19 protein-coding genes are annotated in these 18,516 nt (G+C 64.9%); 5 read left to right on the top strand and 14 right to left on the bottom strand.

The annotated features are described in order from the left end of the window. Positions 1-21: 21 nt before the first annotated feature. Complete coding sequence (locus CSC94_RS11355) at positions 22-618, top strand: LysE family translocator (RefSeq protein WP_099306455.1); 597 nt, start codon at positions 22-24, stop codon at positions 616-618. Here the strand turns inward: CSC94_RS11355 and rnhA are convergent. The 11 genes from rnhA to coxB form a co-directional block, all read right to left on the bottom strand. After that, a complete protein-coding gene (gene rnhA / locus CSC94_RS11350; protein WP_099306454.1) occupies positions 594-1,052 on the bottom strand; it encodes a ribonuclease HI in 459 nt (152 codons plus the stop codon). The two genes, CSC94_RS11355 and rnhA, sit on opposite strands and share 25 nt — an antisense overlap. Next, on the bottom strand, positions 1,049-2,017 hold the full coding sequence (locus CSC94_RS11345; RefSeq protein ID WP_099306453.1) for a homoserine kinase: 969 nt from the start codon (positions 2,015-2,017) through the stop codon (positions 1,049-1,051). The genes rnhA and CSC94_RS11345 overlap by 4 nt, the downstream gene beginning before the upstream one ends. Beyond that, the gene (gene ispH / locus CSC94_RS11340) at positions 2,017-3,018 is read right to left on the bottom strand and encodes a 4-hydroxy-3-methylbut-2-enyl diphosphate reductase (protein ID WP_099306452.1); all 1,002 of its coding nucleotides are present in this window, start codon (positions 3,016-3,018) and stop codon (positions 2,017-2,019) included. Before ispH ends, CSC94_RS11345 begins: the two co-directional genes overlap by 1 nt. A 53-nt stretch (positions 3,019-3,071) precedes the next feature. Further along, positions 3,072-3,818, bottom strand: coding sequence for an SURF1 family protein (locus CSC94_RS11335; protein ID WP_099306451.1), 747 nt, complete (start codon positions 3,816-3,818; stop codon positions 3,072-3,074). Beyond that, the gene (locus CSC94_RS11330) at positions 3,815-4,201 is read right to left on the bottom strand and encodes a DUF983 domain-containing protein (protein WP_099306450.1); all 387 of its coding nucleotides are present in this window, start codon (positions 4,199-4,201) and stop codon (positions 3,815-3,817) included. The genes CSC94_RS11335 and CSC94_RS11330 overlap by 4 nt, the downstream gene beginning before the upstream one ends. 109 nt (positions 4,202-4,310) lie before the next feature. After that, positions 4,311-5,195 (bottom strand): cytochrome c oxidase subunit 3, encoded by an 885-nt coding sequence (locus CSC94_RS11325; protein ID WP_099306449.1) that lies wholly within the window; start codon positions 5,193-5,195, stop codon positions 4,311-4,313. A gap of 18 nt (positions 5,196-5,213) precedes the next feature. Continuing rightward, complete coding sequence (locus tag CSC94_RS11320) at positions 5,214-5,819, bottom strand: cytochrome c oxidase assembly protein (RefSeq protein ID WP_099306448.1); 606 nt, start codon at positions 5,817-5,819, stop codon at positions 5,214-5,216. Between the two features lie 8 nt (positions 5,820-5,827). Further along, entirely contained in the window at positions 5,828-5,980 is a 153-nt protein-coding gene (locus CSC94_RS24625) for a hypothetical protein (RefSeq protein ID WP_099306447.1), read from the bottom strand. After that, a complete protein-coding gene (locus CSC94_RS11310; protein ID WP_099306446.1) occupies positions 5,977-6,927 on the bottom strand; it encodes a heme o synthase in 951 nt (316 codons plus the stop codon). Before CSC94_RS11310 ends, CSC94_RS24625 begins: the two co-directional genes overlap by 4 nt. A 120-nt stretch (positions 6,928-7,047) precedes the next feature. Next, positions 7,048-8,700, bottom strand: coding sequence for a cytochrome c oxidase subunit I (gene ctaD, locus CSC94_RS11305; protein WP_099306445.1), 1,653 nt, complete (start codon positions 8,698-8,700; stop codon positions 7,048-7,050). Between the two features lie 25 nt (positions 8,701-8,725). Next, the gene (gene coxB, locus CSC94_RS11300; protein ID WP_099306444.1) at positions 8,726-9,610 is read right to left on the bottom strand and encodes a cytochrome c oxidase subunit II; all 885 of its coding nucleotides are present in this window, start codon (positions 9,608-9,610) and stop codon (positions 8,726-8,728) included. Between the two features lie 401 nt (positions 9,611-10,011). Here coxB and CSC94_RS11295 point away from each other — a divergent pair, with 401 nt between their 5' ends. Continuing rightward, complete coding sequence (locus CSC94_RS11295; protein WP_099306443.1) at positions 10,012-10,503, top strand: invasion associated locus B family protein; 492 nt, start codon at positions 10,012-10,014, stop codon at positions 10,501-10,503. Between the two features lie 66 nt (positions 10,504-10,569). Beyond that, positions 10,570-11,985: a metalloprotease TldD gene (tldD, locus tag CSC94_RS11290; protein WP_099306442.1), complete on the top strand. Its 1,416-nt coding sequence runs from the start codon at positions 10,570-10,572 to the stop codon at positions 11,983-11,985. 211 nt (positions 11,986-12,196) lie between these two features. Here tldD and CSC94_RS11285 read toward each other — a convergent pair whose 3' ends face one another. After that, positions 12,197-13,996 carry an NAD(P)/FAD-dependent oxidoreductase gene (locus CSC94_RS11285; RefSeq protein WP_099306441.1) on the bottom strand — a complete coding sequence of 600 codons (1,800 nt, stop codon included), beginning with the start codon at positions 13,994-13,996 and terminating at the stop codon, positions 12,197-12,199. A gap of 201 nt (positions 13,997-14,197) precedes the next feature. Beyond that, entirely contained in the window at positions 14,198-16,075 is a 1,878-nt protein-coding gene (locus tag CSC94_RS11280; protein ID WP_099306440.1) for a sigma-54-dependent Fis family transcriptional regulator, read from the bottom strand. A gap of 190 nt (positions 16,076-16,265) precedes the next feature. On the opposite strand from CSC94_RS11280, the gene CSC94_RS11275 reads away from it, so the two are divergent. Continuing rightward, entirely contained in the window at positions 16,266-16,655 is a 390-nt protein-coding gene (locus CSC94_RS11275) for a DUF302 domain-containing protein (RefSeq protein WP_099306439.1), read from the top strand. A gap of 13 nt (positions 16,656-16,668) precedes the next feature. Continuing rightward, positions 16,669-17,376 carry an NAD-dependent deacylase gene (locus CSC94_RS11270; RefSeq protein ID WP_099306438.1) on the top strand — a complete coding sequence of 236 codons (708 nt, stop codon included), beginning with the start codon at positions 16,669-16,671 and terminating at the stop codon, positions 17,374-17,376. Between the two features lie 15 nt (positions 17,377-17,391). Here CSC94_RS11270 and CSC94_RS11265 read toward each other — a convergent pair whose 3' ends face one another. Next, positions 17,392-18,513 (bottom strand): low temperature requirement protein A, encoded by a 1,122-nt coding sequence (locus CSC94_RS11265; protein ID WP_205853283.1) that lies wholly within the window; start codon positions 18,511-18,513, stop codon positions 17,392-17,394. Positions 18,514-18,516 lie beyond the last annotated feature (3 nt).

Below are 18,516 nucleotides of genomic sequence, written 5' to 3'. Positions count from 1 at the left end.
GTGGCAACCGATGATCGCAGCATGAGCAGCAATCTCCTCCTCGCGCTGGCCGCGTTCTCTCTCGTCTCGTCGATCACGCCGGGACCGAACAACCTGATGCTGATGGCTTCGGGCGCCAATTTCGGTTTTGGCCGCACCCTCCCGCACATGATGGGCGTGACGATCGGCTTTACCTTCATGGTCTTCGTCGTCGGGATCGGTCTGGCGAGCGCCTTCGACGCCTATCCAGCCGCCCATGACGTGCTGAAGGTCGTCAGCGTCGCCTATCTCCTGTACCTGGCCTGGAAGATCGCCAATGCCTCGGGGCCTGGCGAGCGGTCAGCCTCCGTCCGGCCGATGACGTTCCTGCAAGCCGCCGCCTTCCAATGGGTCAACCCCAAGGCCTGGGCGATGGCCCTGACGGCCATCAGCGTCTATTCGCCGGATCACGGTCTTGCTGCCGCGCTTTTCACAGCCCTCGTTTTCGGGGTGATCAACCTGCCATCGGTGAGCATCTGGGTCGTTGCCGGACGCGAGTTGCGCCGGTTCCTGACCAGCCCGGTGCGCCTGCGCGCCTTCAACGTGGCCATGGCTCTGCTGCTGGTCGCTACGCTCTACCCGGTCATCTTTCCGCGCTGAGGCTTGAACGGTTCCATGCCCTGGCGCGCCAGTTCGTCGGCGCGCTCGTTTTCCGGGTGTCCGGCATGGCCCTTGATCCAGTGCCAGGTGACATCGTGACGTCCCCGCGCCTCGTCCAGCGCCTGCCAGAGTTCCGCATTCTTGACCGGCTTTTTCGCGGCGGTCTTCCAGCCGTTCTTCTTCCAGCCATGGATCCAGCCCTTGATGCCGTCACGCACGTAAACGCTGTCGGTGTAGAGATCGACCTTGCAGCGCTCCTTGAGCGCGCCCAGCGCCTCGATGGCAGCCATGAGCTCCATGCGGTTGTTGGTCGTCTGCGCCTCGCCGCCGTTCAGTTCCTTCTCGTTGCCGTTGTAGCGCAGGATCGCGCCCCAGCCGCCCGGACCCGGGTTGCCGGAACAGGCGCCGTCGGTGAAGATCTCGACCGTCTTCATGCCGGCTCCAGGCCGTATTCGACGGCGTCGCGGATTTGCGCGTGGAAACGCAGGCGGCGCAGGTATTCCTTTGGATCCTTCTTCGTCACCACGGCCCCTGGCGGCGTGTTCAGCCAGTCGTAGAGCCGGGTCAGCAGGAAGCGCAGCGCCGCGCCACGGGCCAGCAGCGGCAAAGCGTCCCTCTCGTCCGGGCTGAGGTGCCGCACGGACTGGTATCCGGCAAGCAGGGCCTGCCCCTTCGTGATGTTGAAGGAGAAATCGCGCTCGAAGCACCAGGCGTTGAGACAGACCGCGACGTCATAGGCCAGCAGGTCGTTGCAGGCGAAATAGAAATCGATCAGGCCTGACAGCGTCTTGCCGAGGAAGAACACGTTGTCGGGGAAGAGATCGGCATGGATGACGCCGGACGGCAGGTCCGACGGCCAGGTTGCCTCGAGAATGTCGAGTTCGCCGGAAACCTCGGCATGCAGGCCCGGTTCCACCTCGTCGGCCCGGTCGGCCGCCAGGTTGAACAACGGACGCCAGCCGGAAACGCCGAGCGCGTTTGGCCGGGTGATCGCAAAGTCCTGGCCGGCCAGGTGCATTTGCGCCAGCGCGGCGCCGACTTCCCGGCAATGGGCGGCGGTCGGCCGACGTGGCCACATGCCATCCAGGAAGGTCACGATGGCCGCCGGGCGACCGGCAAGCCTGCCGATCGCGCCGCCGTCGGCGCGCTTGACCGGCTGCGGACAGGTGACGCCGTTCCGGGCCAGATGCTCCATCAGGCCGACGAAGAAGGGCAAATCGTCAGGATTTACGCGCTTTTCGTAGAGCGTGAGGATGAAATGGCCCTCGCCCGTGTGGAGGAGGTAGTTGGAATTCTCCACACCCTCGGCGATCCCCTTGTAGGAGAGAAGTTCGCCGACCGGATAATCGGCCAGGAAGGCAGCCAGTTCCTCTTCGGAGATGTCTGTGTAGACGGCCATTACCGGTCCCCGTTCACGAATGCCATGTCAGCCGCGGTCAGGTCGACGTCGCGCAGCGTGCGCATGACCGGAAAGGTTTCGTTCTCCTCGGCGGTCAGCGCAATATCGAGCGTGACGTCGAAACGCTCGCGAAAGGCGGCGATGATCTCGTCGACAATGATCTCGGGTGCCGACGCCCCGGCGGAGATGCCGACGGTCGCGACGCCATCGGCCGTGGCCCAGTCGATCTCGGCGGCGCGCTGGACGAGCGCCGCCCGAGCTGCGCCCGCCCGTTCGGCGACCTCCACCAGGCGGCGGGAATTGGACGAATTGGGTGCGCCGACCACGAGGAAAAGCCCGCAGCCGGGCGCAGCCTGCTTCACGGCCTCCTGGCGGTTGGTGGTCGCATAACAGATGCTTTCGGCTGCCGGCGCGTGGATGTCCGGAAACGTTTCCTCGAGCGCAGCCACGATGCCGGCGGTATCGTCAACCGACAACGTGGTCTGCGTGACGTAGCCGAGGGCCGCACCGGCCGGCGGCGAAAAACGCCTTGCGTCGTCGGCGGTCTCGATCAGCGACACGGCACCGTCCGGCAACTGCCCCATGGTTCCGATCACTTCGGGATGGCCGGCGTGGCCGATGAGCAGGACATGGCGGCCGAGACGCTGGTGGCGCATCGCCTGCTTGTGGACCTTGGACACCAGCGGACAGGTGGCGTCGAGATATAGAAGGTTCAGTTCCTCCGCGTGGGCAGGAACCGACTTCGGCACGCCATGGGCGGAAAAGACGACCGGCGCATCGCGATGGTCACCCGGGATTTCGTCGAGTTCCTCGATGAAGACGGCGCCCCGGGCCCTGAGTCCCTCGACCACGAACTTGTTGTGCACGATCTCATGGCGGACATAGACCGGCGCGCCGTATTTCTTCAGCGCAAGGACGACGATCTGGATGGCGCGGTCAACGCCGGCGCAAAAGCCGCGCGGTTCGCACAGGCGGAGGGTCAGCGGAGGCTTTGCAGGCATGGGGTCACCGGTTGCGGGCATGGGGTTCCAAGTGGCCGTCCATGGCGCGGCTGTCAAGGGCGGCGGCGCAGAACGAAGGCGATCCAGACGCCGGCCAGCGCCACGGCCAGGCCATACCAGGTGATGGCATATTGCAGGTGGCTGTTGGGCAGGTTGACGATGGTGACACCGCCAACCGGCAGGCCGCCCGGGTTGGGCGCGTCGTCGGCATCGAGGAAGAATGGCAGGACCTTTTCAGGGTCCATCCCCGCATGGACCGTCATGCCCGCGAGATCCTTCCAGTAGTAGATGTTCTCGCCCGGTTCGTTGTCATAGACGCTGAACGGCTTGGCCGCGAGCGGATTGCGTGCCAGGCCGGACACGGCGACCGTCCCGGCGACCTGGCCCTCCCGCCGTGTCCCTGGATCCTTGCGGTCGAAGGGGACGAAGCCCCGGTTGACGAACAGCGCACGGCCGTCGGACAGGCGTAGCGGCGTGTAGACGTAATAGCCGGCCGCGCCTTCATGTGTTGCAAAGAAGTGCTGCTCGCGATCATGCTCGAAGGTGCCGGTCGCCAGGGCCGGGAGATAGTCCACATCCCCGGTCTCAGCGTAGCGTTTTTCCACCTCGGCGAGCGGAACGGGCGGCGAAGCCATGCGCTCCGCGATGGAGGCAATCAGGGCTTCCTTCCAGGCAAGACGGCGGACCTGCCAGTTGCCGAGCGAGACGAGGATGGCCAGCGCCACCAGCGTCAGCGCGGTCAGCAGCCAGAAGCTGCGCGCACTGCGCGGTCCGCCGGTCTCGGGCAACGTCCCGGTCATTCACGCCCCTCGATCCGCCCCTCAGCCGCCTTGTTGGCATATTGCAGGGTAATAAGGACGCCCTTGATGACCCTGAGCGCCGTGAGGCAAAGGACCAGCGTCAGCGGGATCCAGAGGATCATGTGGACCCAGATGGGCGGTGCGTAATTGACCTCCATCCAGAGCGCCAGGCCGACGACGATGAAGCCGACGATCAGCATGACGAAAATGGCCGGTCCATCACCGGCATCGGCAAAGGAATAATCCAGACCGCAGACCCCGCAGCGGTCCTTCACGTTGAGATAGCCCGAGAAAAGCTTGCCTTCGCCACAACGGGGGCAGCGCCCCTTGATGCCAGCCTGGACCGGGTCGACGGGCGGATAGTGGGCCTGATCTTCATTCATTGCGGATCCTTCCGTTTCAAAGACAGGGGCGGCCATGTGTGCCATGGCCGCCCCTGTCATTTCCATGCGACGAAAAGGCCGTGCGGGACGGCCTTGCGCCGCCGCAGCATCAACCGTGCGAAATCGGCGCGCCCCAGCCACCCCAAACGTAGATGCAGAAGAAGAGGAAGAGCCAGACGACGTCAACGAAGTGCCAGTACCATGCAGCCGCCTCGAAACCGAAATGCTGCTTGGGCGTGAAGTCGCCGCGCAGTGCCCGGATCAGGCAGACGAGCAGGAAGATGGTGCCGACGAGAACGTGGAAGCCATGGAAGCCGGTCGCCATGAAGAAGGTGGCGCCGTAGATGGAGTCCTTGAAGGCGAAGGGTGCGTGGGCATATTCGTAGCCCTGCACGAAGGAGAACAGGACGCCGAGCGCAACCGTCATCGTCAGGCCCCAGACGAGGCCTTTCCGGTCATTGTGCAGGAGCGCATGGTGCGCCCAGGTGACCGTGGTGCCCGACAGGAGAAGGATGATGGTGTTGTAGAGCGGCAGATGCAGCGGATCCAGCACCTCGATGCCCTTGGGCGGCCACTGACCACCGGTGAACTCGGCGCGCAGCACCTGGTGGACCTCGTTGGGATAGAGGCTGGCGTCGAAGAATGCCCAGAACCACGCAACGAAGAACATCACCTCGGAGGCGATGAACATGATCATGCCGTAGCGCAGGTGGAGCGACACCACGCGGGTGTGGTGACCCTCATGCGCTTCCTTGATCGTATCCGACCACCAAGCGTACATGACGTAGAGGATGATCGCCATGCCGACAGCGAACAGGCCCCAGTTCAGGTTGGTCAGGGTCAATCCGAAGAGCGAGAACTCCGAATTGTTCATCGCGCGCATCCAGGCGATGGCGCCGATGGCGGTGAGGAAGGCACCCAGCGAGGCCAGCGCCGGCCAGGGGCTCGGGTCGATGATGTGATAGTCGTGGTGCTTTGCGTGTTGGTCCGCCATGTCGATCCCCGCGGTTGCTTATTCTTGAGTGCTGTTGGTCTTGGTCGTGCTGTCCACCGGGGCTGATGCCACCGGTGACCCCTCGGCGTCGACCGGGAAGAAGGTATAGGACAAGGTGATGGTCCGGATGTCCTTGAGCTCCGGCTGATCGATGATATCCGGGTCGATGTAGAAGACCACGGGCATATCGAGCGATTCACCTGGCTTGAGCGTCGTTTCGGTGAAGCAGAAGCATTCCACCTTGTTGAAGTACGCGCCGGCGAGCGACGGCGATACGTTGAACGTGGCCGAAGCCGTGCTGGTGCGCTTGGAGCGATTGTGCGCGAAATAGCTGATCTGCGTCGTCTCGCCGATCTTCATGGAGACCGAACGCTGCTTCGGCCGGAATTCCCACGGTACGCCAACGGTGTTGGAATCGAACCGCACGGTGATCTTGCGGTCGAGTACGCGGTCGGAATAGGTGTCGGTGCGCTGGGTCGTGCCGCCGTAACCCGTGACCTGGCAGAACAACTGGTAGAGCGGCACGGCGGCATAGGCAGCGCCGACCATTGACAGCGCGATCGTCGCGCCGAAGGCCGCCACCCGGATGTTCGCCCTGTTGTTTGCCGCTTTCCTGTCGTCCATGTCCTTCCTCACATCGGCCGGTTCATGACCGCCGCCCCCTTGATGAAGGTGACGACATAGAAGACAACGACGAGGGCACCAAGCGCCAGTCCGATCGCGATGGACCGGCTGCGGCGCGCCTTCTTCTGCTTCTCGGTCAGTTCGATGCGTTCGTCGTTCATGCGACCGCTCCGGTCAGGGCCGAGACGATATCCGGCGCGACCACGTCGACCAGAAGGGCGGCGAAGATCGAGAACAGGTAGAGAATGGAAAACCCGAACAGCTTCTTTGCCGGGATCATCCGCTCGTCGCCGTCGCGCATGCGGAAAACACCCCAAGCGTACCATACAAAAATGGCGCCGATGACGGCCGCGAAAACGCCGTAGAAAATGCTGGCAAAGCCGAGGACCCAGGGCGCGACGCCAACCGGCGCCAGCACGAGGCTGTAGAGGAAGATCTGGTTGCGGGTGGTCTTCTCGCCGCAGACATTGGGCAGCATCGGGATGCCGGCCGCCCCGTAGTCCTTGCACTTGAACAGCGCCAGGGCCCAGAAATGCGGCGGAGTCCACAGGAAGATGATCGCGAACAGGACGGCGCTGTGGAGGCTGACCTCGCCCGTGGCGGCAGCCCAGCCGAGCATCGGCGGGAAGGCTCCTGCGGCACCGCCAATCACGATATTTTGCGGAGTCGAGCGCTTGAGCCACATCGTGTAAACGACGGCGTAGAAGAATATGGTGAAGGCGAGGATTGCCGCCGACAGCCAGTTGACCAGCACGCCGAGCGTCATCACGGAGAGGACCGAGAGGACGAGGCCGAAGCTCAGCGCCTCGGACGGGCTGATGCGGCCGGAGGGGACCGGGCGGCGCGCGGTGCGGCTCATGACGGCATCGATGTCGGCGTCGTACCACATGTTCAGCGCGCCCGACGCGCCGGCGCCGACGGCGATGCAGAGTACCGCGACCAGGGCCAGGAACGGGTTGACCGAGCCGGGCGCGGCGACAAGGCCGACGATCGCGGTGAAGACGACCAGCGACATGACCCGCGGCTTGAGCAGTTCGACATAGTCGCCCGCCGTTGCCTCCGACATGCGGAAGCCGTCCTCGCCTGCTGTTTCCTCGATAAGCGCCATGCCTGGTAAGCCTGCCCTTGTTTTCTTCCGGCCTTCTGGCCGTTGTCTCTTGTTGGTTCGGACCTGCCGCCGGATTGCACCGGCGGCAGGTCCAGGATCGTTATCGCGAAGCGGTTGCCGTCACTTGATGCGCGGCAGCTGCTCCCACTGGTGGAACGGCGGCGGCGACGGCAGCTGCCATTCCAGTGTGGTGGCACCTTCGCCCCACGGGTTGGCACCGGCCTCGCGCTTCTTTGAGAAGGCTTCCCAGATCCCGAACAGGAAGATCAGCACGGCGAAGCCGGAAATGTAGGACCCGATCGACGAGACGAAGTTCCAGCCGGCGAACGCATCCGGATAGTCGATGTAGCGGCGCGGCATGCCGGCCAGACCCAGGAAGTGCTGCGGGAAGAAGACGAGGTTCACGCCGATGAAGGTGACCCAGAAGTGGGTGCGGGCGATCGTCGAGTTGTACATGTAACCGGTCATCTTCGGGAACCAGTAGTACCAGGCGGCGAAGATCGCGAAGACGGCACCGAGCGACAGCACGTAGTGGAAGTGCGCCACCACGTAGTAGGTGTCGTGGACCACGCGGTCGAGGCCGGCGTTGGCGAGCTGGACGCCCGTGACGCCACCGACGGTGAACAGGAAGATGAACCCGATCGCCCAGAGCATCGGCGTGCGGAACTGGATGGAACCGCCCCACATCGTCGCGATCCAGGAGAAGATCTTCACGCCGGTCGGCACCGCGATGACCATCGTGGCGAAGACGAAGTAGCGCTGCGCGTCCAGCGAGATGCCGGTCGTGTACATGTGGTGGGCCCACACGATGAAGCCGACGACGCCGATGGCGACCATGGCGTAGGCCATGCCGAGGTAGCCGAAGACCGGCTTGCGCGAGAAGGTCGACACGATGTGGCTGATGATGCCGAAGGCCGGCAGGATCAGGATGTAGACTTCCGGGTGACCGAAGAACCAGAACAGGTGCTGGAACAGGATCGGGTCACCGCCGCCTTCGGGCGCGAAGAAGGTGGTGCCGAAGTTGCGGTCCGTCAGCAGCATGGTGATGCCGCCGGCCAGGACCGGAAGCGACAGCAGCAGCAGGAAGGCGGTGATCAGCACCGACCAGGCGAACAGCGGCATCTTGTGCAGCGTCATGCCCGGGGCGCGCATGTTGAAGATGGTGGTGATGAAGTTGATGGCGCCGAGAATGGACGACGCGCCGGCGATGTGCAGCGCCAGGATGGCGAAGTCCATCGACGGTCCGGGCGTGCCCGAGGTCGACAAGGGCGGATAGATGGTCCACCCGCCGCCGACACCGTAGCCACCGGCCGGTCCCGGAACGAACATGGACAGGACGAGCAGCAGGAAGGCCGGGGGAACGAGCCAGAAGGAGATGTTGTTCATGCGCGGAAAGGCCATGTCCGGCGCGCCGATCATGATCGGCACCATCCAGTTGGCGAACCCGCCGATCAGCGCCGGCATGACCATGAAGAAGATCATGATGAGGCCGTGCGCGGTGGTGAACACGTTGTACATCTGCTTGCCGGCGTCGAGAGCCGCCTCTTCGGGCGTCCCGTAGACCATGGAGGCAAGGCCGTTGAAGAGCTGGATCCCCGGCTCCTGCAGCTCGATGCGCATGGCGACGGACAGCAGGCCGCCGACGATACCCGCGATGATCGCGAAGATCAGGTACAGCGTTCCGATGTCCTTGTGATTGGTCGAGTATACCCAGCGGACCCAGCCCTTCGGCTTGTGGTCGTGATGGGCATCGTGAGCTGCAGCTTCAGCCATGTCTCCCACTCCGTTCCTTAAAATTTCACTTGGCGACGGCGGCTGCGCCGGCGTCTGCAACCTTGGTGCCACCCTTGATGGAAGCCATCAGGGCCTTGTTGGCGCCTTCCAGGTCGCTGCCCGCCGACGCGATCCAGGCGTCATACTGCTCCTGGCTGACAGCGCGGATGGCGATCGGCATGTAGGCGTGGTCCTTGCCGCACAGCTCCGAGCACTGTCCGTAGTAGATGCCGGGCTTCTCGACCTTGAACCAGGTTTCGTTCACGCGGCCGGGCACGGCATCCACCTTCACGCCGAAGGACTGCATGGCGAAGGAGTGGATCACGTCGGCGCCGGTCACGAGCAGTCGAACGGTGGCGTTCACCGGAACGACGACATCGTTGTCGACGGCGAGGAGGCGCGGATAGGCTTCCACGTCTTCCTTGCCGTACTGGCCGCGATCGCCTTCCTTCAGCAGGACGGAGTCGAAGCTGACGGCATTCTGGTCGTTCTGGTACTCATAGCCCCAGTACCACTGGTAACCCGTGGCCTTGATGGTGATCGAGGGCTCTTCCGGCGGCGTGTACTGCGCCGTCAGCAGGCTGAACGACGGCACCGCGATGAACAGCAGGATGACAACCGGACCGACGGTCCAGATCACCTCGATCAGCGTGTTGTGGCTGGTGCGCGAGGGATTCGGATTGGCACTTGCGCGGTAGCGGATGGCTACCCAGATAAGAAGCGCGAGCACCAGAAGCGTGATCGGGATGATGAACCACAGCGTGTATTCCTCAAACCAGCGGACCTCACGCATGATCGGCGTGGCAGCCTGCTGGAGATCCGTCTGCCAGGGCACGGGCTTGTCGGCAAAGGCAGCCGTCGACATCAGCGCGGCGGCAGCGGCGGTAAAGCTGGCGGCAATTCGTTTCATACCGTTCTTGTCTCCCCATCGGCCCGAAAGGCCGTTCTTCCATGCAGGATCGCGGCCCAGGCATATGCCGGCCGGTTTGATTTAGGTCAAACCATATTCCCCGGTCAGGCGCAAGGAAATGGTGCCGGTCGCAGCCATTCGTTCCACATGCGCATTTTGTCGCACCCTTCGCCAAGGTGCTGTTTTCATTCCGGTTTGCGAAATGTCGCACAAGAATGTCATTTGACCTATGTCCAATGGCCCGGCGGCGTGGCCGTATTTCCGGCCCAATCTCCCGGCCTATTGCGCCGGCGCGACCGGGGAAGGCAAAGACGACGGGTTTGCAATTGCCCCGCTCCGACGCATTGTAGTTGTACGTGATTCGCAGCGGAGCCCCAGTCTTGATCCCATTGCACCGTAAGATGGCAGCCCTGATTGCCCTGTTCGCCCTGGTCCTCGCCGGCACGCCTGCCGCGGCCCAGCAGACAGGCATCGTCCGCTCCACCCATGGGGCCTGGAAGATGATCTGCGACACGCCGCCCGGCGCGGCGACGGAGCAATGCGCGCTGATCCAGAACGTCGTGGCGGAAGACCGGCCGGATCTCGGCCTGTCCGTGATCGTGCTCAGGACCGCCGACAAGAAGGCGGAGATCATGCGCGTGCTGGTTCCGCTCGGCGTGCTGCTGCCCAACGGGCTCGGGCTCTACGTCGACGGCAAGGATATCGGCAAGGCCTATTTCGCCAAGTGTTTCCAGGACGGCTGCTATGCGGAAGTGATCCTGGAAGAGCCGTTGATCACGACGCTGAAGAACGGCCAGTCGGCCACCTTCATCGTGTTCCAGACGCCGGAAGAAGGCATCGGCATCCCGGTCGATCTCGCCGGCTTCACCGAGGGCTTCGCCGCCCTGCCCTGACGCGGGCCGTGACAGCGGCCCCGGCCTTTCCTATATGGGCATCATGCCACCGGAAAGGACCGCCTCATGACCGACAGCCTGATCAGCCGTTTCGACATCGACGAGAATGCCGTCAAGCGGATCGTGGGCGACAGCCTTGCCCGGGCCGATGACGGCGAGCTTTACCTCGAGTACCGCGAAGGCGAATCGCTCGTCTTCGACAACGGCCGGCTCAAGACGGGCAATTTCAACACGGAAACGGGCTTCGGCCTGCGCGCGGTGGCCGGCGAGGCGACCGGTTATGCCCATGCCTCGGAACTGACCGCCAAGGCGCTCGGCCATGCCGCGCAGGCGGTCGGCGCGGTGACAACGGGCCATAGCGGCCAGGCCGACGTGGCACCAGCGGGCACGAACGTGAAGCTCTACGGCGACGTGAACCCGATCGAGGCTCCGGGCTTCGGCGAAAAGGCCCGCCTGCTGGAGACCATCGACGCCTGGCTGCGCGCCCGCGACCCGCGGGTCCGCCAGGTGACCGCATCGCTGGCGGCGAGCTGGCAGCACGTGGAAATCCTGCGGGCAGACGGCCACCTGGTTCGCGACATCCGCCCGCTGGTCCGACTCAACGTGTCGGTGGTGGTCGGCGACGGCGACCGGCAGGAAAGCGGCAGCCACGGCATGGGCGGGCGCAAGGGATTCGGCGACTTCCTGACGGAGGAATCGTGGCAGACGGCGGCCAGCGAGGCGCTGCGCCAGGCGCTGGTCAACCTCGAGGCGCGCCCTGCCCCGGCCGGCACGCTCGATGTCGTGCTGGGCAACGGCTGGCCGGGCGTGATGCTGCACGAAGCCGTCGGCCACGGGCTCGAAGGCGATTTCAACCGCAAGAAGACATCGGCCTTTTCCGGCCTGATGGGGCAGCAGGTGGCCGCCAAGGGCGTGACCGTGATCGACGACGGCACGATCGCCGAGCGGCGCGGCTCGCTGACCGTCGACGACGAGGGTACGCCGTCGGGACGCAACGTGCTGATCGAGGACGGCGTGCTGGTCGGCTACATGCAGGACCGGCAGAACGCGCGGCTCATGGGGATGAAGCCGACCGGCAACGGACGGCGCGAGAGCTATGCGCACCAGCCGATGCCGCGCATGACCAACACCTTCATGGCAGGCGGCGACACCTCGCCGGAAGAGATCATCGCCTCGGTTGACCGCGGCCTCTACGCCGTATCCTTCGGCGGCGGCCAGGTAGACATCACCTCCGGAAAGTTCGTGTTCGGCTGCACCGAGGCCTACATGATCGAGAACGGCAAGGTCTCCTACCCGGTCAAGTGCGCGATGCTGATCGGCAACGGGCCGGAAGCCATGAAGCGGATCACCATGGTCGGCAACGACCCCGCGCTCGACACCGGCATCGGCATGTGCGGCAAGGCCGGCCAGGGTGTGCCGGTGGGCGTGGGCCAGCCGCACCTGCGCATGAATGCCATGACCGTGGGCGGCACGGAGCACTGAGCCGGCCGGACGCGAAACCGGGGGCCACTTTCGCTGGAATTGCTCTTCTTAAGCCGCAATCCCGGACGCGAAACCGGGGGCCACTTTCGCTGGAATTGCTCTTCTTAAGCCGCAATCCCGGACGCGAAACCGGGGGCCACTTTCGCTGGAATTGCTCGGGTCAGACCCCGCCGGCAAGGCGCCGGCGGGCTTCTTTCTGCAAGGCGCGTGTTCAGCCCTTGTGCCAGGATTGCTGCAAGGCGTAGACCGGCGTTTCGATCCCTTCCATCCGGGCCTTCAACTGCAGTGCCAGGAACTGCGAGTAGTGGCGCGACTGGTGCAGGTTTCCACCGTGCAGCCAGAGGTTATCGACATTGGTGGGTTTCCACATGTTGCGCTGCTCCCCTTCCCACGGACCGGGGTCCTTGGGCGTGTCTGACCCGAGGCCCCAGACCTTGCCGACGCGATCGGCCGTCGGCTGGTCGATGAGATCGGCAACCCAGCCGTTCATCGAGCGGTAGCCGGTCGCATAGACGATCACGTCGGCCGGGATCTCCCGGTCGCCGTCCAGGACGATGCCGTCCGGCGTGATGCGCGTGATCTGCCCGGTCGCCAGCTTGATCTTGCCGTCGATGACCAGCTGGGACGCGCCGATGTCGATGTAATAGCCGGAGCCGCGGCGCAGATATTTCATGAACAGGCCGGAGTCGTCGGGACCGAAATCGAGCATGAACCCGGCCTTTTCCAGCGCTTCGTAGAAGGCCTTGTCCTTGTCGCGGATCTCGTCATAGATCGGCTTCTGGAACTCGTGCATGATCCGGTAGGGCAGCGAGGCGAAGATCAGGTCCGCCTTTTCCGTGGTCATGCCGGACCTGACCGCTTCTTCCGAATAGAGCGCACCGAGACCGATTGTCATCAGCGAATCCGACCGCACGATGTGCGTCGTCGAGCGCTGGACCATGGTCACGTCCACGCCGGCTTCGTAGAGGGCGGCGCAGATGTCATGGGCGGAGTTGTTGGAGCCGATGACGACGACCTTCTTGCCGACGTAGCCATCGGGGCCGGGATGACGCGACGAGTGATGCTGTTCGCCGCGGAAGGTGTCCGCTCCCTCGATGTCCGGAATGTTGGCCTTGCCCGACATGCCGGTGGCGAAGACGAGATGGCTGGGACGCAGGACGATGTCCTTGCCGTCGCGGCGCACGTGCACGACCCATTCGCCCTTCGCGCTGTCCCACTCGGCGTGTTTCGCCTCGGTGCCCGACCAGTAGTTCAGTTCCATGACGCGGGTGTAGAATTCCAGCCAGTCGCCGATCTTGTCCTTGGGGGCGAAGACGGGCCAGTTCTCCGGGAACTTGATGTAGGGCAGGTGGTCGTACCAGACGGGATCGTGCAGGCACAGCGACTTGTAGCGCTTGCGCCAGGAATCGCCCGGGCGGTCGTTGCGCTCGACGATGAGCGCGGGAACGCCGAGCTGGCGCAGGCGGGCCCCCAGCGCGATGCCGCCCTGGCCACCGCCGATGATGAGCACGTAGGGCTGTTTCGTGATGCCGAGGGTGGCGAGTTCCTCCTCGCGCTCCTCCTTCCAGCTTTTCGTGCCGACGTCATGGCCATGCTTGGCGCCGAGCGGGCGAGTGAAGCCCGACTTCTCCTCGTGGCCCTTCAGCTCGACCATCGTGGTCAGCAGCGTCCAGATCTGCCCGTTCTTCAGCCGGATGAGACCATAGCCGCGCGCGACCCCTGTCTCGAAGGTGATCCACGCCTCGGTCACGCCGTCCGCCTCGGTGGCGTCCTCGCCGTCCGCGACGCGCCACGCAGTCGGGGCGATGCGGTCGAGCTGGCTCTCCAGCATGGCGCGGACCTCGTCGCGGCCTTCAACGGTCTTGATGTTCCAGGTGAAGGTGACGAGGTCGCGCCAGTAGCATTCATCTGCGAACATGGCCACCGCGTCGTCGATCCGCCGCTCCTCCAGGGCCCTGCCGAAGGTATCGAGGAACGTCTGAACGCGTGCTGTCGGTGTCTTGTCGAGCATGTCTTTCTCACTCCCACTGTTCGTTTTCCATGACGGTCGCGGCGTCTCCCCGGCCGCGCCATGCCCCTGCCCAGCAAGGCGCGTGCCAGCCACGGCGGGCCGTCAAGGCATTGAAATCAAAGGCAAGCGGATTAGATGGCGCGTCCGGCTGCAACAGGATCGGCTGCAACACCTGTTGCAGGGTGTTGCAGCCGCCCCGGCCTACCTGGCGCGGCCGAGCCGGCGGTAGATCGTGGAGCGGTTGACGCCCATCTGGCGGGCCAGGGCCGTGACGTTCCCGCCGAGGGCATCGAGGCGCTGGCGCAACGAGGTCTCCGCGGCCTCGGCCGGGGCCTGGCGACCGACCAGCGCCGGCAGGCTGTCCGGCAGGGCATCGAGGGTGATCTCGCCGTCGTCGGCGAGCGCCACCGCGACCTGCAGGACGTTGAACAGCTCGCGGATGTTGCCCGGCCAGTCGTGCGAGGCGAGCGCCACGCGGGCGGCCGTGGAGAGGCGGACGTCATCGCCGTGCTCGGCCGCGACCCGGGCCAGCAGGCCATCGACGAGACGGTCGAAATCGGCCCGCTCGCGCAGCGGCGGAAGGGTGAGCGTCGCCGCGTTGAGCCGGTAGAAGAGATCGGCACGGAAGGCGCCGGCGTCGACCATGGCGCGCAGGTCCCGGTGGGTCGCGGAGATCAGCCGGATGCGGACCTTGCGCGGCGCCACGCCGCCGACGGGAACGACCTCGCCTTCGGCCAGGACCCGCAGCAGGCGGGCCTGCAGCGGCAGGGGCATATCGCCGATCTCGTCGAGGAAGAGCGTGCCTCCGTCGGCCGCCTCGATGAGCCCCGCCTTGCCGCGCGGCGACGCGCCGGTGAAGGCATGGGGCGCATGGCCGAACAGTTCCGATTCGATGAGGCTCTCGGGAATGGCGGCGCAATTGACGGCAACGAACCGGCCGCCCCCGATCCCGCTGTCGTGGATGGCGCGGGCCAGGTGCTCCTTGCCAGACCCGGTCTCACCCTGGATGAGGATGGGAATGTCGCGGGCCGCCAGGCGGGCGGCTCGGCGCTGGATCTCGGCCACGCGCGCGTCGCCGTCGCCCAGGCCGCGCAGCGCACGCGGAATGGTCCTGGCGGGGTGGGGCGAGGCATTGAAGCGCGTCACCGGGGCGATTGCGCTGGCAAACAGCACGTGCCCCTGGGGCGTGCGCAGCATGCGTTCGCCCTTCGGCTTGCCACGCATGAAGCGCGGCAGGTCCTCGACGTCCATCTCGAAGAAGCGCGATACCGGCTCGCCCATATAGGCCCGGGTCCCGGTAAGCGGGAACTTCATGGCCCGGGCCAGCGCGCTGAAGCTGCCATGCGTCATGCCGGTGATGCGGCCCGATCCGTCCAGCGTAATGGCCGCCTCGGGATCGACGTCGATGAACTCGGGCGACCGCGACAGGCGCAGCACCCATTCGTTGCGGGTGCGGGCAAGCAGGTTGGCCAGTTCGATGCGCCGCGCCGACGCGGTGACCAGGTGAAGCGCCAGGTACTGGCTGGACTTCGCCGTCGGCGAGCGAAGCTGGGATATGTCGAGCACGGCGGAAAGGTCGCCCAGCGTGTCGTAGATCGGCGCCGCCGTGCAGGTCAGGCCGATATGGCAGGTATCGAAATGGTCGTCCTGGTGGATGATGACCGGTTCGCCGGACACCATGCAGGCGCCGACGCCGCAGGTGCCGGCACGGTTCTCCGACCATTCGGACCCTAGGTAGAGGCCCGACTTGCGCAACTGGTTGTCGAAGGTCAGGTCGCCCATGAAGTCGACGGTCACGCCCCGGGCATCCGACAGCAGCAGCACATAGTGCTGTTCGGCGACCTGCTTGAAGAGCGCTTCGAGGCCGGACCTCCCGATCGATATCAGTTCCTCGGCCTGGTCGCGGTGTTCGCGCAGGATCTCGTGCGGAACGATGTAGGCTTCCTGGGCTGAAGCCGGATCCATCTTGTAGTCGTTGACGCAACGCAGCCATGAGCGCACGACAGCGTCGTCGCGCTGGCTCGTGCCGCCCACGATGACCCGTTCGATCTCGCGGACATGTGCACTGTTGGATACCATGGACTCCTCCCGACACCATGGCCTCAGTCAATCTGCCGCGGCAGGTTAGCATGAAGTCGCCATCCTGCCCGATTGTCCAATAGCACAATCCATGAGCAGATACGCGGCGAGGCTTGCGTGCCACTGGCATGGAACCTTATTTGCACTACATGTGTTCATGTCGTGATATTTTACCGAAAGGAGCTGCCCCATGGCCTACACGATCGATCGCACCCTCACGGGAACCGATTTCTCCTCGGCGGTGGAGCGTACGCGCACGGCGCTCTCGGATGCCGGCTTCGGCGTTCTGACCGAGATCGACGTCAAGGCGACCATGAAGAAGAAGCTGGACGTCGACATGCCGGACTATCTCATTCTCGGCGCCTGCAATCCGAAGATGGCCAACGAGGCGATCAAGGTCGAGCCGAAGATCGGCGCCATGCTGCCCTGCAACGTCATACTGCGCTCCACCGGCGACGGCGAAGTGACGGTCAGCGCCGTCGACCCGGTCGCCTCGATGCAGGCGATCGAGAACGTCCAGCTCGGTGACGTGGCGGGCGTGGTGCGCGACCTGCTGGCCAAGGCCGTCGCGGCCATCTGAGGCGGCATTGCCGATGCTGGCTTCCTCCATTGTCATCCTAACCGGTGCGGGCGTCTCGGCCGAAAGCGGCGTGGACACCTTCCGCGACAAGGACGGCATCTGGTCGAAGGTGGACCTGAACGACGTGGCGACGCCGGAAGGCTTTGCCCGCAACCCGGCCCTGGTGCACGATTTCTACAACCAGCGCCGGGCCGGTCTCGCGACGGTCGCGCCCAACGCCGCGCACGCCGCGCTGGCGCGGCTGGAGCATGAGTTTCGCGGCGATTTCCTGCTGGTGACGCAGAACATCGACGACCTGCACGAGCGTGCCGGGTCCCGGCGGCTCATCCACATGCATGGCGAGTTGAAGCGGGCGTTCTGCAGCAATTGCAACATCCGGTGCGACGCGGCGGCGGACCTGTCGCCGTCCACGGCCTGCGCGCATTGCGGCTCGAAGGGGTTCATGCGTCCCGATGTCGTCTGGTTCGGCGAAATGCCCTACCAGATGGAGCGCATCTACAGGGCGCTGAACGGCTGCGACCTGTTCGTATCCATCGGCACCAGCGGCAATGTCTACCCGGCGGCACAGTTCGTGCAGGAGGCGAGCCGCGCCGGGGCGCACACGCTGGAACTCAACCTCGAACCATCGCTCGGCATCTCCGATTTCGCCGAGGCCGTGCACGGCCCCGCCGGGACGATCGTGCCGCAATGGGTCGAGCGTGTCCTGGCCGGCCGGGCCTGAGGCGCACAGGGTGCATCAAGACCGATTGCGCAGAACGGCGGTCAACACGGTCAGGGCGGCAATCCAAGCGAGGGGCGCGGGCAGGAAGGCCCCCGCGGCAAGGATAGCCAGCGCACCACCCGGCAGGACAATGCGTCCGGCGCCGGACATGACGGTTCTGTCGCGAACGAGCCAGACCCCCGCCAGATAGGCGGCAACGGGAATGGCAATGGCCAGTTCGATGCCCTCGGCGGGGGCGGTGTGGCCGTGACCGCCCGAAACTTCGACCAGGGCGGAAAACCCGGCACCGAGGCTGGCGCCTGCCGCGAAGACGATGGCATGGCCGTAGCCCCAGATGAATCCTTCGCGGCCGGTCTCCCCGACCAGGATGTTTCCATTCCCGAAATAGATCCACCACAAGGCAAAGGTTATCAGCAGGAAGGCGATCGCCGCGTGCAGGAGCGGATCCGCCAGGGACACATGGTCTGCCCCGGTCCGGAACGCCAGCACCGTGGCCAGGAAGCACTCGCCAAGGACGATGATGTTCAGCAGGCCATAGCGCTCGGTGATGTGATGACGGTGCCAGCCGGTTGTCCCCTGTCGCTCGGCCAGGACGGGAACGCTGATCTCGACCAGGACCCCGATTCCAAAAAGCAGCAGCGCATAGGGTGAGTCCGGCCCTGAACCGAGAACAGCAACGATCCAGTAGACCTGGGCGATGACAATGCCCGTGGCATAGCGCCGGCAGGTCGGGCCGCGATCCGGATGACCTGCAGCGGCCATCAGCCAAAGCGGCACCAGCGCCAGGCGCATGACGACATAGCCGGTCAGGGTCAGGTAAAATTGCCCCTTTTCGAAGATCTCGGGAATTCCGGCCGCAATGATGAGCGATCCCGTCATCGCCACCATGGTCATGAGACGAAACAGCATGCCCTCGTTCCCGAAGGCGGAGGCCAGCCAGGTGTAGCCCATCCAGGCCCACCAGATGGCGAAGAAGGCCATGGCGAAGGACAGGAGGCCTTGCCATGGATGCCCGGCGGCGAGGCCGTGATGCAGGCCCGCAGCCGCAGCCGCGATGGCAATGACACTCGCCAGGTCGAACATCAGTTCGAGCGGCGTGGCGACGCGATTGGTTTCATGGCGGTCCCTTGCCGCCAAGCG

The sequence above is a fragment of the Zhengella mangrovi genome, from assembly GCF_002727065.1.
Classification (GTDB): domain Bacteria; phylum Pseudomonadota; class Alphaproteobacteria; order Rhizobiales; family Rhizobiaceae; genus Zhengella; species Zhengella mangrovi.
The sequence above is the reverse complement of the archived record's forward strand: the minus strand, read 5'-3'. Positions and strand labels throughout refer to the sequence as shown.

What these genes read in the sequence shown, in the direction of transcription:
- CSC94_RS11355 (WP_099306455.1), top strand. Translation starts at nt 22, where the DNA reads ATGAGCAGCAATCTCCTCCTCGCGCTGGCCGCGTTCTCTCTCGTCTCG.
- rnhA (WP_099306454.1), bottom strand. Translation starts at nt 1,052, where the DNA reads ATGAAGACGGTCGAGATCTTCACCGACGGCGCCTGTTCCGGCAACCCG.
- CSC94_RS11345 (WP_099306453.1), bottom strand. Translation starts at nt 2,017, where the DNA reads ATGGCCGTCTACACAGACATCTCCGAAGAGGAACTGGCTGCCTTCCTG.
- ispH (WP_099306452.1), bottom strand. Translation starts at nt 3,018, where the DNA reads ATGCCTGCAAAGCCTCCGCTGACCCTCCGCCTGTGCGAACCGCGCGGC.
- CSC94_RS11335 (WP_099306451.1), bottom strand. Translation starts at nt 3,818, where the DNA reads ATGACCGGGACGTTGCCCGAGACCGGCGGACCGCGCAGTGCGCGCAGC.
- CSC94_RS11330 (WP_099306450.1), bottom strand. Translation starts at nt 4,201, where the DNA reads ATGAATGAAGATCAGGCCCACTATCCGCCCGTCGACCCGGTCCAGGCT.
- CSC94_RS11325 (WP_099306449.1), bottom strand. Translation starts at nt 5,195, where the DNA reads ATGGCGGACCAACACGCAAAGCACCACGACTATCACATCATCGACCCG.
- CSC94_RS11320 (WP_099306448.1), bottom strand. Translation starts at nt 5,819, where the DNA reads ATGGACGACAGGAAAGCGGCAAACAACAGGGCGAACATCCGGGTGGCG.
- CSC94_RS24625 (WP_099306447.1), bottom strand. Translation starts at nt 5,980, where the DNA reads ATGAACGACGAACGCATCGAACTGACCGAGAAGCAGAAGAAGGCGCGC.
- CSC94_RS11310 (WP_099306446.1), bottom strand. Translation starts at nt 6,927, where the DNA reads ATGGCGCTTATCGAGGAAACAGCAGGCGAGGACGGCTTCCGCATGTCG.
- ctaD (WP_099306445.1), bottom strand. Translation starts at nt 8,700, where the DNA reads ATGGCTGAAGCTGCAGCTCACGATGCCCATCACGACCACAAGCCGAAG.
- coxB (WP_099306444.1), bottom strand. Translation starts at nt 9,610, where the DNA reads ATGAAACGAATTGCCGCCAGCTTTACCGCCGCTGCCGCCGCGCTGATG.
- CSC94_RS11295 (WP_099306443.1), top strand. Translation starts at nt 10,012, where the DNA reads ATGGCAGCCCTGATTGCCCTGTTCGCCCTGGTCCTCGCCGGCACGCCT.
- tldD (WP_099306442.1), top strand. Translation starts at nt 10,570, where the DNA reads ATGACCGACAGCCTGATCAGCCGTTTCGACATCGACGAGAATGCCGTC.
- CSC94_RS11285 (WP_099306441.1), bottom strand. Translation starts at nt 13,996, where the DNA reads ATGCTCGACAAGACACCGACAGCACGCGTTCAGACGTTCCTCGATACC.
- CSC94_RS11280 (WP_099306440.1), bottom strand. Translation starts at nt 16,075, where the DNA reads ATGGTATCCAACAGTGCACATGTCCGCGAGATCGAACGGGTCATCGTG.
- CSC94_RS11275 (WP_099306439.1), top strand. Translation starts at nt 16,266, where the DNA reads ATGGCCTACACGATCGATCGCACCCTCACGGGAACCGATTTCTCCTCG.
- CSC94_RS11270 (WP_099306438.1), top strand. Translation starts at nt 16,669, where the DNA reads ATGCTGGCTTCCTCCATTGTCATCCTAACCGGTGCGGGCGTCTCGGCC.